The 16,715-nt window shown below is 61.4% G+C and carries 6 protein-coding genes and 2 pseudogenes; 1 reads left to right on the forward strand and 7 read right to left on the reverse strand.

Annotated elements, in window-relative coordinates; all coding sequences use genetic code 11:
- Positions 1 to 58: 58 nt before the first annotated feature.
- The 3 genes and pseudogenes from ACQK2M_RS20835 to ACQK2M_RS20845 form a co-directional block, all read right to left on the reverse strand.
- Positions 59 to 1,918, reverse strand: a complete 1,860-nt coding sequence (locus ACQK2M_RS20835) for a ShlB/FhaC/HecB family hemolysin secretion/activation protein (protein WP_425419385.1) — start codon at positions 1,916 to 1,918, stop codon at positions 59 to 61.
- On the reverse strand, positions 1,915 to 9,861 hold the full coding sequence (locus ACQK2M_RS20840; protein WP_425419386.1) for an MBG domain-containing protein: 7,947 nt from the start codon (positions 9,859 to 9,861) through the stop codon (positions 1,915 to 1,917). Before ACQK2M_RS20840 ends, ACQK2M_RS20835 begins: the two co-directional genes overlap by 4 nt.
- Positions 9,862 to 10,422: 561 nt before the next feature.
- Positions 10,423 to 10,587: pseudogene (locus ACQK2M_RS20845) on the reverse strand (hypothetical protein); the annotation flags it as partial.
- Between the two features lie 29 nt (positions 10,588 to 10,616).
- On the opposite strand from ACQK2M_RS20845, the pseudogene ACQK2M_RS20850 reads away from it, so the two are divergent.
- Positions 10,617 to 10,754: pseudogene (locus ACQK2M_RS20850) on the forward strand (integrase core domain-containing protein); the annotation flags it as partial.
- A gap of 300 nt (positions 10,755 to 11,054) precedes the next feature.
- On the opposite strand, the gene ACQK2M_RS20855 reads toward ACQK2M_RS20850, so the two are convergent.
- Genes ACQK2M_RS20855 through ACQK2M_RS20870 form a run of 4 tightly spaced genes read right to left on the reverse strand, consistent with a single transcriptional unit; the run spans position 11,055 to position 16,644 of the window.
- Positions 11,055 to 12,491, reverse strand: a complete 1,437-nt coding sequence (locus tag ACQK2M_RS20855) for an NAD-dependent succinate-semialdehyde dehydrogenase (RefSeq protein ID WP_425419387.1) — start codon at positions 12,489 to 12,491, stop codon at positions 11,055 to 11,057.
- Positions 12,492 to 12,533: 42 nt separating this feature from the next.
- Entirely contained in the window at positions 12,534 to 13,541 is a 1,008-nt protein-coding gene (locus tag ACQK2M_RS20860; protein ID WP_425419388.1) for a proline racemase family protein, read from the reverse strand.
- A 9-nt stretch (positions 13,542 to 13,550) separates the two neighbouring features.
- Positions 13,551 to 15,251 carry a GMC family oxidoreductase gene (locus tag ACQK2M_RS20865; RefSeq protein WP_425419389.1) on the reverse strand — a complete coding sequence of 567 codons (1,701 nt, stop codon included), beginning with the start codon at positions 15,249 to 15,251 and terminating at the stop codon, positions 13,551 to 13,553.
- A 4-nt stretch (positions 15,252 to 15,255) separates the two neighbouring features.
- Entirely contained in the window at positions 15,256 to 16,644 is a 1,389-nt protein-coding gene (locus tag ACQK2M_RS20870) for an aldehyde dehydrogenase family protein (protein WP_425419390.1), read from the reverse strand.
- Positions 16,645 to 16,715: the final 71 nt, after the last annotated feature.

The raw sequence follows: 16,715 nt of genomic DNA on the forward strand, positions 1-16,715 counted from the left end.
TTCGAGAAACAACAATCCTGATGTAAAGTTAACAGCTCAAGAAACCACTGGTCCCGCATCAGAAGCTCGCTGTAACGTCGGCATAGACGCTTGGTGCGTAGGCCCTGGTCTTTGGGCCGGCGACCAGAGAAACAGCTCCCGCGACCGATGCGGTCAAATTACGGCCAGCTGCGAGATCTATACCCAAGCCCGCACTGAGAAGGTTCTGCGTTGTATCATTTCCAATGTCGTAGGCAGAGCCAATGTCCACGAAACTGAAGGGCTGCGCCGCGAACCGGCCGGCGCTATCGCCGGACAGATCCAGGGAGATCCAACGAAGCTCGTTCTGGGCAAAGGCACCGACCTCGCCTGTCAGCTCATTCGTGGCGTAACCGCGAACCGAGTTCTTCCCGCCCAAGGCGATCTGCTCGACGCCCGGCAGGATTTGGGGAGCCCCCTGAACCGCCGCTTTCGTACGCGCGACGAGAGCGGATGACAGTGCGGTCGTGTGAGTAATCTCACCATAGGCATAAACATAGCTCGCGCGCGCATCGGGATCGCCGCTGGCCGCGACAAACGCGGCATCGTCATTGTTGGCAAGCAGGTCACCCGGGCTGTAGACCAGGCGCAGATCGAAGCTGTTGCGCACGCCGCCGGTCGGCAACTGTTCACCGTAGGATCCGCGGATACCGCCAACAACCTGAAGGATGTTCAGGGTCGTGGAGGTCGAGAGTACGCCGCCGAAGAAGACATTCGACTTCTGCTGCTTGAAGTCCACGCCGCCATAGGTCTCAGCTTCGACCCCATCGATCGCGGAAAGTGGCGTCGCATAGTCTCCGTACACGCTCAGCGTATCGCTCGACTGGGTGAACGGAGCTGTCAGTTCGTCGCCGGATTGAACATAGGATGCATCAAGCCGCAGCTTGTGGCGAACTCGGTTGCCGTAACCGATGGGCGCAAAGTAGCTGCCCGCGTGAGACACATAACCAAGGTCTTGTCCGAGCTCGAACAGGTTACCGGACGCGAAAGCATCGGGACTGACGGTCAACTGATAACCAATCTGGTGCTCGGGCAGGAACGGATTGGCAAAATTGATGCCCGCGAACAGACGCGTGTCGTCTCCCTGAGGAACACCGTTGTAGCTGGCGCCCGTATAGACGCGCCATGGTTTGCCCTCTGTGGTGCGGATGGCCAGATCGGTCGTTCCAGGCTTCGCGCCCGGCTCGAAGACGACGACAGAGTTGCGAAACGGGTTCTGGTTGAGCCAATTGATATCGTCGAGCAGCTGCTCGCTGTCGACCGGCTGACCTCGTTGTGCCCGCACCGTGCCGAGGATATAGCTGTCAGAGGTGCGTTCATTGCCTTCGGCCCGCTTTTCGGCGAGTACGTATTCGCGGACACTGACCTGAAGCGAACCATCCGTCACCTCTTGTGGCGGCACGGTGACCGCGACAAGCGGGCGGCCGATATCGCGCATGTAGCGGGTTACCGTGACGGTGATCTCCGATATCAGTTTCCGCGACAGCGGACGGTTGAGGAAACCGGTCAGACGCATCGTCAGCCGGGGCGATTTGAGCTCGTCGGCTGCCTTGCTGACATCGATACCCCTGACGGAGGATCTCACCAGTCCCGGCGTCTGCGCGCTGTCGACAATGACAATAGACCGCAGCACCACACCGAGCGGCATGTCGTCACCACTGACGGAAAGATCCGGATCAGGCAGCGCTCCGGATTGCTCGCCGATGAGAATTTGTGCCGGGTTGGTCTCAACAGCTTGGGCAAGAACGGAGGTGCCCGTTGTCGAGAGCGCAAGTCCCGCCAAAGCCACACAAGCCGTTAGACGCAACCATGTCTTCCGTGGCATCCCGGCAGCAACAAGCTTCCTGCCGTCCAATTTTACCGACCGCCCCACAGGTATCACCTTGATTGAATCACTCATTGGAGCATCGCCACATCAGGAAGATTTTCTACCAGGAACGCGCACAGGCCACCTTCCGAATCCACGATTTCCATGCAGTAAGGATCATCCGGTTCGAACAGCTGGATCGGACCCGGCAGCACAGGCACAACAATCTCCGACGTCTGCGGTTCACTCTCGATGGTCAGTTCGCCATCGACGAAGCTGATCAGATAGTTGCCCGACGTCAGTCCGCCTGGCGTGATGACGTAGGAGCCCGGATCAACGGCACCTTGTGACGTGCCTGTGTAAACGAGCGTTCCAGCGAGGTCAGACTCGTCTTCACTTGCCACGAAGCCCGCGTAGACCACACCGTTGCCACCCGTATACGGCGTGCCGTCGAAGTCCTTACCAAAGTCCAATGCCGTCACGACCAGCGTCGCGGGATCGATCGTGAAGTCCGCGCCCGTGAAGTCGATCGTGTAGTTCGAGCCGGCATCAAGGCTGCCCTGCCCGATCGCATACGGTCCGTCCGCGACCGTCTCGCCCGACGCCCGCACCAGGACGCCTGTCAGAAGCGCGGCGCTGTCGCTCAGCTGCCAGCCGCTCGTCTGGTAGGTCAGCGTCGGGTCCGCATCGCCATAGGTCTTCGACAGCGCATCCGCCGTCACGACCAGCGTCGCGGGATCGATCGTGAAGTCCGCGCCCGTGAAGTCGATCGTGTAGTTCGAGCCGGCATCAAGGCTGCCCTGCCCGATCGCATACGGTCCGTCCGCGACCGTCTCGCCCGACGCCCGCACCAGGACGCCTGTCAGAAGCGCGGCGCTGTCGCTCAGCTGCCAGCCGCTCGTCTGGTAGGTCAGCGTCGGGTCCGCATCGCCATAGGTCTTCGACAGCGCATCCGCCGTCACCGTCAGCGTCGCGGGATCGATGGTGAAGTCCGCGCCCGTGAAGTCGATCGTGTAGTTCGATCCGGCATCCAGCGTGCCCTGCCCGATCGCATAGGGACCGTCCGCGACCGTCTCGCCCGAGGCCCGCACCAGGACGCCCGTCAGAAGCACGTCGCTGTCGCTCAGCTGCCAGCCGCTCGTCTGGTAGGTCAGCGTCGGGTCCGCATCGCCATAGGTCTTCGACAGCGCATCCGCCGTCACGACCAGCGTCGCGGGATCGATCGTGAAGTCCGCGCCCGTGAAGTCGATCGTGTAGTTCGAGCCGGCATCAAGGCTGCCCTGCCCGATCGCATACGGTCCGTCCGCGACCGTCTCGCCCGACGCCCGCACCAGGACGCCTGTCAGAAGCGCGGCGCTGTCGCTCAGCTGCCAGCCGCTCGTCTGGTAGGTCAGCGTCGGGTCCGCATCGCCATAGGTCTTCGACAGCGCATCCGCCGTCACCGTCAGCGTCGCGGGATCGATGGTGAAGTCCGCGCCCGTGAAGTCGATCGTGTAGTTCGATCCGGCATCCAGCGTGCCCTGCCCGATCGCATAGGGACCGTCCGCGACCGTCTCGCCCGAGGCCCGCACCAGGACGCCCGTCAGAAGCACGTCGCTGTCGCTCAGCTGCCAGCCGCTCGTCTGGTAGGTCAGCGTCGGGTCCGCATCGCCATAGGTCTTCGACAGCGCATCCGCCGTCACCGTCAGCGTCGCGGGATCGATGGCGAAGTCGGCGCCCGTGAAGTCGATCGTGTAGTTCGAGCCGGCATCGAGGCTGCCCTGCCCGATCGCATAGGGACCGTCCGCGACCGTCTCGCCCGAGGTCCGCACCAGGACGCCCGTCAGAAGCGCGGCGCTGTCGCTCAGCTGCCAGCCGCTCGTCTGGTAGGTCAGCGTCGGGTCCGCATCACCATAGGTCTTCGACAGCGCATCCGCCGTCACCGTCAGCGTCGCGGGATCGATGGTGCCGACACTGCCTGAGGCTGATGAGGCGATGAGTGTGTAGCCATAGATCGTGGCGCTGCCGTTAGTCGCAGTCACCGAAAGGCCATTGGCGGTTACGCTCTTGCCCGTGCCTGCATTCTCGTCATCGTAGGATGCCGACGTCGATGCGACGACAAGCAAGTCGCCGTCAATCGCACCGCCCGACGTGAATGTGAAATTGGCCGCGACCACGGTCGCATCGCTGTTGCCGTCATAGGTCTTGGATACGGTGCCGGTGAGCCCGACCGTCAGGCCCGATGCGATCGAATACAGGAACCCGTTGCCGGTGCCGAGGACACTGCTTACGCCGTAGGTGGCGTCGTACTGCTTGAAGTCATAGCCCAGGCCGCCGCGCGTGTCGGCGGAGGGGTCGCCGGACCAGACCAGCCAGCGGCCGTTGACGGCGTTGAGAGCGCTTGTTCCGGCCGAATTGACGAAGCTCGCGCCGGAAATCACGATCGCGTCGCCGATCCCTGTCGAACTGACGGTTCCGGCGAGGTTGACGCCGCCGTCCGCCACGAGCGAAATCCCCGCGTCTCCACTCACCACTGCGCCGGACACGACGTAAATACCGCTCTCACCGATCACCGAGAGACTGCCGCTTCCGGACGTCTGGATGTTACCGAGGGTGATTTGACCGGCCGTGCTGTTGGTTTGGCCGGCCCCGTTCGCGACCCCGGCAATCAGCGAACCGCCGCCAAGATCGATCGTACCGGAGCTGGTGTCTAGGGTCGCGGCTCCGGGGTCGCGCTCCGAGTCAACGACACCTGCCGCGGTACCGGCATTCGCCAGCATGGTCAGATCGCCACCATCGGTCGAGATCGCGGCATCAATCGTGATCGAGCGGCCTGCTTCCAGCACAAGACTGCCGGCAGTTCCGCCTCCCGCGCTGACCAGAACATCTGAAAGCACCGTAATATCGCTGTTGGCCTGAAGCGTTATCGACGTACCGGCCGAAAGCGTATCGGCGAGTGCCGAAGCGCTGACACCGATCGTGTCTCCAGCCATGTAATCGTAGGGCAGGCTCTCCAACCCGTTGGTGTTGATCTGCACGATACTCGTGCTGTTACCCCCGAAATAGTGGATTCCTTCGGTTTCCGACTGGACAACCCTGTATCCCAGGCGCTGATTGGCGACCGTTCCTACAATGGAATTGGAGGTCGAGACCGCACCGACTGCGGCTGCGCTCGTGCCGAGAAACGTGCCGGTGGCAAGGTCGATCAGCGTCACAGCGCCAGCATCCGTCGCGCCGGTATTGTTCCAGAAGTACGAGCGAATGGAGGCGACGCCGCTGTCGCCGAGCAGGCTCACGCCGGCATTGCCGACGCTGTCACTAGCGGTGCTGCCGACAATGGAATTGGAGGCCGAGACCGCGCCGACAGCCGCCGTGCCCGTGCCGAGAAAAGTGCCCGCGGCAAGGTCAATCAGCGTCACTGCGCCAGCATCCGCGGCACCGGTATCGTCCCAGTCTTGTGAGCGAATGGAAGCGACGCCGCTGTCGCCGAGCATGTAAACGCCGTGGGCTCCAATCCGGTCATATGCGTTACTGCCGATGATGGAATTGGAGGCCGAGACCGAACCAACAGCCGCCAAACCCGTGCCGAGAAACGTACCCGCGGCAAGGTCGATCAGCGTCACGGCGCCCGCATCCGTCGCGCCGGTATTGTTCCAGTTTTGTGAGCGAATGTAAGCGACGCCGCTGTCGCCGAACAGGCTGATAGCGGTGTCACCGACGTAATCATAAGTCGTACTGCCGGTGATGGAATTGCCGGCCGAGACCGCACCGACGGCCGTCGTGCTCGTACCGAGGAACGTGCCGGCGGAAAGGTCGATCAGCGTCACCGCACCCGCATCGGTCGCACCGATATTGTCCCAGTAGTACGAGCGAATGTAAGCGACACCGCTGTCGCCGAGCAGGCTCACGCCGCCATAGCCGACGGAATCACCAGTCGTACTGCCGGTGATGGAATTGGCGGCCGAGACCGCGCCGACGGCCGTCGTGCTCGTACCGAGGAACGTACCCGCGGCAAGGTCGATCAGCGTCACCGCCCCGGCATTCGTCGCACCGATGTTGTCCCAGTTTTGTGAGCGAATGAAGGCGACGCCGCTGTCGCCGAGCAGGTTCACGCCGTCACTGCCGACGTAATCATAAGTCGTACTGCCGGTGATGGAATTGGAAGCCGAGACCGCACCAACGGCCGTCGTGCCCGTGCCGAGGAACGTGCCCGCAGCAAGGTCGATCAGCGTCACCGCGCCCGCATCCGCCGCACCGGTGTTGTCCCAGTTTCGCGAGCGAATATAGGCGACGCCGCTGTCGCCGAGCAGGCCGACGCCGTAATTGCCGACGTAATCATAAGTCGTACTGCCGGTGATGGAATTGGCGGCCGAGACCGCGCCGACCGCCATCGTGGCGGTGCCGAGAAACGTACCCGCGGCAAGGTCGATCAGCGTCACCGCACCCGCATCGGTCGCACCGATATTGTCCCAGTAGTACGAGCGAATGTAAGCGACACCGCTGTCGCCGAGCAGGCTCACGCCGCCATAGCCGACGTTGTCACCAGCGGTGCTGCCGACAATGGAATTGGCGGCCGAGACCGCGCCGACAGCCGTCGTGCCCGTGCCGAGGAACGTGCCCGCGGAGAGGTCAATCAGCGTCACCGTGCCAGCAGCCGCCGCGCCGGTGTTGTTCCAGTATCGCGAGCGAATGTAAGCGATGCCGCTGTCGCCGAGCACGGCTACACCGTCATTGCCGACGTTGTCATTAGCGGTGCTGCCGGTGATGGAATTGGTGGCCGTGACCGCGCCGACCGCCGTCGTCGCCGTGCCGAGGAACGTACCCGCGGCAAGGTCGATCAGCGTCACAGCGCCAGCATCCGCCGCGCCGGTATTGTTCCATAAGTACGAGCGAATGGAAGCGACACCGCTGTCGCCGAGCAGGCTGACACCACCATTGCCGACGTTATCACCAGTCGTACTGCCGGTGATGGAATTGGTGGCCGTGACCGCGCCCACCGCCGTCGTCGCCGTGCCGATGAACGTACCCGCGGCAAGGTCGATCAACGTCACAGCGCCAGCATCCGCCGCGCCGGTGTCGTTCCAGGAATACGAGCGAATGTAAGCGATGCCGCTGTCGCCGAGCACGGCTACACCGTCATTGCCGACGTAATCATAAGTCGTACTGCCGATGATGGAATTGGAGGCCGAGACCGCGCCCACCGCCGGCGCCCCTGTGCCGAGAAACGTGCCGGCGGAAAGGTCGATCAGCGTCACGGCACCGGCATTCGTCGCGCCGGTCGTGTCCCATGCTTGTGAGCGAATATAAGCAACGCCGCTGTCGCCGAGCAGGTTCACGCCGCCTTTGCCGATATTGTCATTAGCGGTGCTGCCGACAATGGAATTGGAGGCGGAAACAGCGCCGACGGCCGTCGTGGACGTACCGAGAAACGTGCCGGCGGAAAGGTCGATCAGCGTCACAGCGCCCGCATCCGCCGCGCTGGTGTCGTTCCAGTAGTACGAGAGAATGTAAGCGATACCGCTGTCGCCGAGCAGGCTCACGCCGTAGGTTCCAATCCGGTCATCAGCGGTGCTGCCGAGGATGGAATTGGAGGCCGAGACCGAACCAACAGCCGCCAAACCCGTGCCGAGAAACGTGCCGGCGGAAAGGTCGATCAGCGTCACCGCGCCAGCACCCGCCGCGCCGGTATTGTTCCAGAAATCCGAGCGAATATAGGCGACGCCGCTGTCGCCAAGCAGGTAGACACCGTTTTTGCCGACGTTGTCATTAGCGGTGCTGCCGGTGATGGAATTGGAGGCGGAAACAGCGCCGACTGCCGTCGTGGCCGTACCGAGGAACGTGCCGGCGGCAAGGTCGATCAGCGTCACAGCCCCCGCATCCGCCGCGCCGCTATTGTTCCAAATATGTGAGCGAATGGAAGCGACGCCGCTGTCGCCGAGCAGGTCCACGCCGTAGGCTCCAATCCGGTCATTCGCGGTACTGCCGACGATGGAATTGGAGGCCGAGACCGAACCAACAGCCGCCAAACCCGTGCCGAGGAACGTGCCGGTGGCAAGGTCGATCAGTGTCACTGCGCCAGCATCCGCCGCGCCGGTATTGTTCCAGACATCCGAGCGAATGTAAGCGACGCCGCTGTCGCCAAGCAGGCCGACGCCACCGGATCCGACTACGTCAGAAGCGGTGCTGCCGGTGATGGAATTGGAGGCGGAAACCGCACCGACGGCCGTCGTGGCCGTGCCGAGAAACGTGCCCGCGGCAAGGTCGATCAGCGTCACCGCACCAGCGCCCACCGCGCCGGTGTCGTTCCAGACATGCGAGCGAATGTAAGCGACGCCGCTGTCGCCGAGCATGTAAAGGCCGCCAACGCCGACTTGGTCATGAGCGGTACTGCCCGTAATTGTCCCGATCAATTGACGGGTTTGCTCATCGAACACATAGACCGCGCCAGCATTCTCGGCCGCATCGTCGTCATTGTAGTCGGAGACGAGAAGCAATCCGTTGCTTGCGGCAGTATAAACGCCGAAGGCGCCGGCGGCCCCGGAATTGTTGGGATCGTCGATCGCGTAGGCGACGAACGTGCCAGCGGAGTCGTCGACGATAATGAATTTCGGATCGAGCAGCAGCGTCTCGCCTTCGGCGAGGCCGCCATAGCGTATCTGCTCATGACCGGAGACTTCCATGAAGCCCCAGCCACCCGACGCCGTCGTATCCAGATGGCTGCCGACGGCGGTATCTTCCGTCGACCAGAAGGTTATCGTTCCACCTGTTGCCGCGGAAGCCGTGGCAGTCGCCGAAAAGCTCGACGGGCCGTCGGCAAAGATCTGCCTGGCGGACGTGTCCTCACGCGTACCGCCGATGAGGATCGTGCCGCCACCGTCCAGCCCATCTGCCGAGAGGGACGCGGAGGCAAACTTGATCGTCTCGCCATCGACCGAAATGGTGCCGCCGTTGCCGGTGGTGCTGTCAACCAGCAACGCGCCCGAGGAAAAGAAATTCGTTCCGGCATCGATAGCAACACTGCCGCCACCGGCACCCCCGGACGCATCGATCGTCGTTCCGGCCACTCCAAGGAAAGTCTCGTCCGTATTTAAGGCCACCGTTCCGCCGTTACCGACATCTCCGGTCGCTTGAATATCACCGTAAAGATGAACGGCACGGCCATCGACACGCGCTGTCCCGCCCTCGTCGCCGGAAATATCAAGCAGTCCGCCGATGGACACAAAATCCGCATTGGCGAAGATGGTGCCGCCATCTGCTTTCGGGCTTGCCGGCGTCGGCTTTTTGCGTGCGCGGACGGTTTTCTTCACCGTTACCGAACCGCCCGGCGTGGTCAGGAAAACGCGGCCACCGCTCGTTGCGACACCGGTCGCGTTGATCGCGCCGTCATTGTTGCCGGCCAGCGCGTAGATGTTGCCGCCATTGGCGCGCAGTTCAACCTCGGCGGCCTCGACATGGCCCTTCTCGGTGATGGAGGAGCCCGGATCGCCGATACGGACAAAAAACTTGCCGTCATCAAGCGCAGCATCGCGCAACAGGATTTCCCAGCCGACAGCCAGGCCAACCGTGCCGTTCGGTGCGCTGATCCGGCCGTCGTTGACGACGGTTTTCGAAATCATGGCGACATCGCCGCCAAGAGAACCGATCCGGCCCAGATTGACGACCTGGGTATCGGCGGCCCCTGCAAAGGTGGTGTCGCCACCATCAAGGAAATCTCCGTCCGCGACATCAAGCGTCGAGGCAATGAAGCTTCCCCCGGTCTCGACGACACCGTCCTCGCCTATGATCACGCCGTTTTCGTTGATGAGGAAAAGCGAGCCGCTGGCCGTCAGAGACCCATCGATCGCGGAAATCGAACTGCCGGTCACCCGGTTGAGGGTCGCACCCGTGCCGTTCTGGAAACTGACCGCGCTGCCCGATCCGACGGAAAATCCGTCCCACTCGATTATTCCATACTGGCTGGATTGGTCGATCAGGAGTGAGCCAGCGGCCGGCGCGGAGATGTTCGCACTTCCCGATACGGCATTGCCGCCGGTTGGCAGCGTGTCCTGCGCTGACACGGGAAACGTCGCGATCGCCTGACCCAGCAGAAACGTCGCAATAAAACCGGTCGTCCCGGCGCGCCTGCAGCGGCACCCGCGCATTCCGGCACCTGGTATCTGGCGCGCCCCCACGCTTCGCATCCCTCTAAACTCGGCACCCCTAAAAACTGTTAGGCAAGATTTAACATTTTTATGTATCGACAAGTCAATTCCCAATGCACTTCGTTCCGCAATACAGCGAATGATATGTTGGTGATACTTGCCTGTTTTCATTTCTCTGCATCGAAAGTACCCGGCAGGGATTTCAGACTTTCCGAAATCCAAGTCAGGATACTAACCTCCCGCTTTGCGCACCCGATGCACACGCAACCAAAGGTGATTTCCCCAATTCACGAGACTAAATAACGAAATACAACGCCACTTCATGACCCATATGAGCTATATTGCGCGATGAATCGCAGCCGCTCGCCGAAATCCGCTTTCGCGCAGCTCAATTCGAGGATGTCCCTCCGGGATCTGCCGGATGCATATGCGCCAAGCTCGATACCGGAGACTGGTATGTACTGAGCGCCCCTCGCGTCACCTCGATCCTGTCCAGCCCCCATTGTCGGGGCCACTGATTCGGGATTTCCCTGTTCGCATTTCCGGAACGGATGCTCGCATGCCAAGCGCGTGATGCGGGCGGATGTGATTGTGCTGGCGCAGCCATTGATTGATGGCGATCCCGGCCTGTCGGATCGAGGCGAAGCGCCGCCGAGCAAAGGGAGAATGGCTGCTGCGAGAGCTTCAATGGCCATTTCTGCGATGAATTGCTCGACACGGTCATCGCCTACGGCCTCAGCGAAGCGCAGATCCTCGTCGAGCAATGGAGGAAACATCACATACAAATGGCCGCAGAGTTCTTTCGGTGACGTCCACCGGCTCCCGAAACCATCGTCCGGATGGACCGAAGGCCGGTCACGCGCGAACAATCAACATGGTCTACTCGGGTGGGCCTGATCCGAAAGGCCAGAATCCGCTCGCGTGTAATCGTTCACGATACGGGAGGAACGCCAACTCGAAAATGCCTGTTGGCACTCGAACGAAAGGCCGCTTGATTGAGATAATCAAGCGACGTCAATCTGTTACGAGTTGAGGGCTGATGACAACCCGATCCGGCCACCAAACCCTCATTCCTCGACGTAACCGTGTTACGCTTGCAATGCGCCGGCCTATAACGCGAATTCGGAAACGAATTTCGTGCGCTGAAAGGCTTCCAGGCCTTCCAGGCCGCTCTCCGAGCCGAAGCCGGATTCATTGACGCCGCCGAAAGGTGTTTCGGGTGTTGAAATGGCCATGTGGTTCACACCAACCATTCCGGCGTTCAACCGCGATTCCGTCTTTTGCGCGAGGGCGGAACTGCGGGTGAAGCAGAACGAGGCCAATCCATAGGGAAGCGCATTGGCACGATCGATGACTTCATCCACATCCGAAAAGCGCATCAGCGGCGCGATCGGGCCGAACGGCTCTTCGGCGAGGATACGCGCATCGTCACTCAGATCGGTCAGCACCGTCGGTTCGAAGAAATAGCCCCGGTTTGCGATCCGGCGTCCGCCAAGAGCAACCGTCGCGCCCTTGGATTTGGCGTCCTCGACAAAGTCCTCCATCACGCCAAGCCGGCGCTCGGCGATCATCGGCCCCATCTGCGTGCCGTCTTCCATGCCGTTTCCGACAACCAGCGACTTCGCTTGCGCGACGAAACCATCGACAAATTTTCCGAAGAGCTTGTCATGAACAAAGAAGCGGGTCGGCGAGGTGCAGACCTGACCGGCGTTGCGGAACTTGGCCGCCACCAGCGTCTTGACCGCATGATCGAGATCCGCATCCTCGTGGACGATCACAGGCGCGTGGCCGCCGAGCTCCATCGTGCTGCGCTTCAGCGTTTCCGCGGCACGGCGCTGAAGCAGCTTTCCGACCGCTGTCGAGCCGGTGAGCGTGAGTTTCTTGAAAACGGGCGATGCCAAAAGCGTTTCCGAAACGTGATCCGGCTCACCGAAAACCACATTCAAGACGCCGTCCGGTACGCCTGCCTCCTGGAAGCAGCGCGCCATCGCGATGGCCGTACCGGGCGTTTCTTCCGCGGGCTTGACGACGATGGAGCAACCGGCGCCCAGGGCTCCGGCGATTTTGCGGATGACATTGCTTGCAGGGAAATTCCAGGCGGCAAAAGCGGCAACCGGCCCCACGGGCTCCTTCAGAACCATCTGGCGAACGTTCGGCATGCGAGCCGGAACAATGCGGCCATAGGCGCGCTTGCCTTCTTCGGCGTACCAGCGCGTGGCATCTGCCGAAAACTGGACTTCCGGCACGGCTTCAGCGAGCGGCTTGCCGTTTTCGATGGTCAAGGTCCGGCCGATCGCTTCCTTGCGCTCCTCGATGAGGGCGGCGGCCTTCATCATGATCGCATAGCGCTCGTTTGCCGTCTTGTTCTTCCAGACTTCGAAGCCGCGCTCGGCCGCATCGATTGCCTCGCTCAGATCGTCGTCGCTGCAAAGCGGGACCTGACCGATCACATCCTCGTTCGCCGGATTGACGAGATCACGGGTGCGTCCATCGCTCGCCTGTCGCCATTTGCCATTGATCAGCAGTTCCAATTTTTCCTGATACATAGGTTGTCTTTCTTTCCGTTTTTTGTGCGGTTCGGAGGATGGTCACGCGCATAGGAAACCGTCCTGAAGCGGATCGTTTTCTCCGAGGATGAAAAAGTGTGTGCCCGTGACGTGCGCCATGCCCTCGATGCGGGGCTGGTAGAGAGTTGGGGCCGAGGATGAAGGGGACGGTTCGGGCCGGGCAGACGCGGCGAAGTCGATATCCAGAATGTTGCGCATTCTGACGCGTTCGCCGGGCTTGATCTCCCCGTCCTCCAGCAATTGCGCCAGACGCGCCGAGCTTCCCGTTCCGCAGGGCGACCGGTCGAACTTGTTGGGCGCCAAAACGACCAACTGGCGCGAAACCATACCGGCTCCAACGCTTTGCGTGTCGTAAAAGAGCACGCTGTGGACAGGCTCGACGGCACCATCGATCGCGCCGTTTTTGATACGGGTGTTGATGTCCGTCTTGATGGAGGACCCGATGGAAAGCGCATTCTGCACGCCATCGGGCTTCAGGGAGACGCCCACGTCGCTCGCCTTCACCAGGGCATACCAGTTGCCGCCATAGGCGATGTCGCATTCATGGTTTTCTCCCGACAGGGAGAAAGGAACGCGTCGTGCCGCAAGGTAAGCTGGCACGTTCTCAAACTCGACACCGACCAGCCGGTCGCCCTCGTAACGGGCATGCACCGTGATCACGCCTGCGGGAACTTCGAGAGTGAAGCTGGCCTGTCCTTGCCCATCCGGTTTCAGCTTGCCCAGATAATCGAGTGTCGCGGCGAGGCCGATCGTGGCGTGGCCGCACATCGGCAGGTAATTGTAGCTGCCCATGAAGAACGCGCCGTGATCGGCGATATCGCTTTCGAACAGCACCGCACCGACCATTGCGGAATGGCCGCGCGGCTCGTGCAGAAGCACTTTGCGGACATCATCGTGATGTTGCTCGAACCAGACGCACTTTTCCTGCGCGGTCCGGCCTTCGAGCGTCGGCACGCCGGACATGATGACCCGCGTCGGATGGCCAGCCGTGTGACTGTCGATCGTCCGGATTTCGTGTTTGTGGGCCACAGGGACCACTCAGTTCCCGGCCTTGATGGCATCGGCGATTTTCTCGCCGGCCATCACGGTCGTCAGCATCGTGTTGCCGCTGATGACGAATGGCATGATCGAGGCATCGACCACGCGCAGGCCATCCACACCGATAACCCTGCCGTTATTGTCCACGACGGCGTTCGGGTCGTCCCTGTCTCCCATCTTGCAGGTGCCGCTGGCGTGCCAGCTGCCGCACGCATTGTCGATGATCCATGAGCGCAGCATGTTCGGGGAGTTCTGCAATCCTGCGATATCGACATCGGGAACGATGACGTTTTCGATCAGCAGCCGACGGAATATCGATCCCATCTGCATGATGCCGGCCGCAATCAGAGTCAGGAACCAGTTCATTGAACTGACGGCCCCGAGTTTTCGAACGCGCTCCGAGAACGTCGCGGGGAAGATCTCGCCGACAGCCGACTTCATCTGCGGGTCGGACATGATCTTGAACAACCGCTGCATCCCGTCTTCGAGGCGCCTGAGATCGCGCTCATCGGTCAGTTGCCTGAAATTCACATGGGGCCCTGTCGACGGATCACTGTCTTTCAGACGCACATAGCCGGTGGAGTAAGGCCGGTTCACGCAAACGAGGATCGAAGCAAGCCGCCGTCCGAGCGGATGCCAGGCTGCGCGGTTGGAGGCCAGGATAAACATGTCACCCGGCGTGGTTTCCGGCATACCGGATGTGTAGCGATAACCCATCTGGATATGCCGCCGCATTGTCGCTGGGAGGCGCGATTTTGCGGGTAGGTAAGCTGCCAGCGCCACCATCGGGTGGTCCTGGAGGTTCTGTCCCGTACCGGGCCGATCGGCCCGCACGGTAATTCCGAGTTCCTTGAGGTGCTCGGCCGGGCCAATGCCGGCGCGCATCAACATCGCAGGCGACTGCAGTGCGCCAGCCGACAAGATGACCTCTTTGGCGTGAAGCGTCCTTTCGCCGGACGGCCCTGCGACCTCGACTCCGCGTGCGCGATTGCCCTCGAACAGGATCTTGCGCATGTCGGTCGAGCCAAGAACAGTCAGGTTCGGCCGGTTGCGAACCTCATTGGTTAAATATGCCCTTGCCGTCGAAATCCGCTTTCCGTCGACATTGTTGGTCGTCATCGGAAAATAGCCATCGTCCCAACAGCCATTGTGGTCGCGGATGTTGGTCTGACCCTGTTTCTCGAGAACATTTGCCGTTGCTTTCGAAAAAGGCGACCAGTCCTTTTCCGGGATACGGCGCAATTTCATCGGCCCGCTATCGCCGTGAACATCGCTCGGGCCGAAATCCAGATCGTTCTCCAGCTTCTTGAAATAGGGAAGCACGTTTTCCCAGTTCCAGCCGGTCGCGCCTTGCTCGGCCCAGGAATCATAATCCCAAGGCAAACCCCGGAACGCGAACTGGCCGTTGATGGCCGTTCCGCCCCCAATGACCTTCGCCTGTTCGTAGCGACGCGGAGGCTCGTTTGCTGCCTGCTGATCGTTGAGATGAACCTGGATGTTCTGCCAGTGGTAATGGCGATTGAAGTAAGCAACGATCGGATAGGCATCGAGAATGTCGTCCGGCTCTTCGCCGGGCTTCATGTCAGGGCCAGCCTCGATCAACGCCACCTGGCGGCTGCTGTCTTCGGACAACCGGTTTGCAAGAACCGCGCCGGCGGCGCCGCCGCCGACAATGATGTAGTCAAAATGATCAGTTTTCATGTGACTAGCCGTGATTGACCCAAACGGTTTTGAAACGCAGGAAGCTTTCGAGCCCTGCGCGGCCCATTTCCTTGCCGAAGCCCGATCCGTTGAAGCCGCCTTGCGGTGTGGAGAAATCCGGTTGACGGCCATGCGCGTTGACCCATACAGTCCCTGCCTCGATCCGTCCCGGCAGTGACATCGCCTTGTTCAAATCGTCGGTATAGATGCTTGCCGCGAGGGCGTAGGAGGGATGGTTCGCCATGGCGATCCCCTCTTCCTCGTCGTCATACTCGTAGACCGAGAGGACCGGACCGAAGAATTCCTCGGTGAATCCGACAGACGTGTCGGGCACATTGCGAAGGATCGTCGGCTCGTAATAGGCGCCGGCATTCTGGGATGCGACACGGCTTCCGCCGATGATGGCTTCCGCGCCATCCGAAAGCGTTTGCCGCATCAGATCATCAATGCGTTTTGCCTGTTTTTCGGAGATGATCGGCGGAAGCGTGTTTCCAACCTCCCAGGTTGGACCCGCTCGCCGCTCGCCGGCGATTTTCGCGACTTTTTCGATGAGTTCATCGCGAAGTCCGGTCGGCGTGATCAGTCTGGTCCCGGCTGTGCAGACCTGACCGGAGTTGGCCAGAAACCCGTTGGCGATATTCAAGGCGACCGCATCGACATCACGGATATCCTTGAGAACCAGCTGCGGTGACTTGCCGCCAAGCTCCAGCGTCAGCGGCTTGGTCCCGGTGGCGGCCGCATCGGCCATGACCTTGGCACCGGTTGCCGATGACCCGGTAAAGGTGATCTTACGGACGAGCGGATGGCGTACGAGTTGCGAACCAGTGTCGCCGGCGCCCTGGATGACATTGAAAAGACCCGCCGGAAGCCCCGCTTCGATGGCGAGTTCCGCAATCGCCAAAGCCGAAAACGGTGTCATTTCCGACGGCTTGAGAACGACCGCGTTGCCCACGGCCAGTGCCGGAGCGGACTTCCAGATCGCATTGATTGCGGGAAAGTTGAACGGTGCAATCGACGCCACCACGCCGTAAGGCTCGGGCCGCGCCATCGCAGTGGTTCCGGACTTGCCGGCCAGCAATTGCCCTTCGACCTTGTCGGCCCATTCGGCGAAATAGCGAAGCGCCCCGCTGGCGCGCACAAGATCGCGGTTGACGAGATCCTCGACGGGTCGGGTCGACGAGGCCGCTTCGATCTTTGCGATCCGAATACGATCACGATCGAGCAAATCGGCCCATCGCTTCAGGACCTCGGCTCGCTCCATAGGCGAGGCTTCCGGCCAGCCGGTGTTTCGGAACGCGGTGTCGGCAGAACGCACAGCGCGGTCCACCGTGTCTTCATCCGCAACCGACATCTGCGCAGAGCCGTTGCCGTCCGAGGGACGATACACCGGCATTTTATTATCAGAATGGACCCGCTCACCATCAATGAGGTGCGCGCCGACAAGCTCAACGCTTGAAGGGTCAA

Origin of the sequence: Oricola indica (assembly GCF_965227485.1) — a bacterium.
Classification (GTDB): Bacteria; Pseudomonadota; Alphaproteobacteria; order Rhizobiales; family Rhizobiaceae; genus Oricola; species Oricola indica.

What these genes read in the sequence shown, in the direction of transcription:
- ACQK2M_RS20835 (WP_425419385.1), bottom strand. Translation starts at nt 1,918, where the DNA reads ATGAGTGATTCAATCAAGGTGATACCTGTGGGGCGGTCGGTAAAATTG.
- ACQK2M_RS20855 (WP_425419387.1), bottom strand. Translation starts at nt 12,491, where the DNA reads ATGTATCAGGAAAAATTGGAACTGCTGATCAATGGCAAATGGCGACAG.
- ACQK2M_RS20865 (WP_425419389.1), bottom strand. Translation starts at nt 15,251, where the DNA reads ATGAAAACTGATCATTTTGACTACATCATTGTCGGCGGCGGCGCCGCC.
- ACQK2M_RS20870 (WP_425419390.1), bottom strand. Translation starts at nt 16,644, where the DNA reads ATGCCGGTGTATCGTCCCTCGGACGGCAACGGCTCTGCGCAGATGTCG.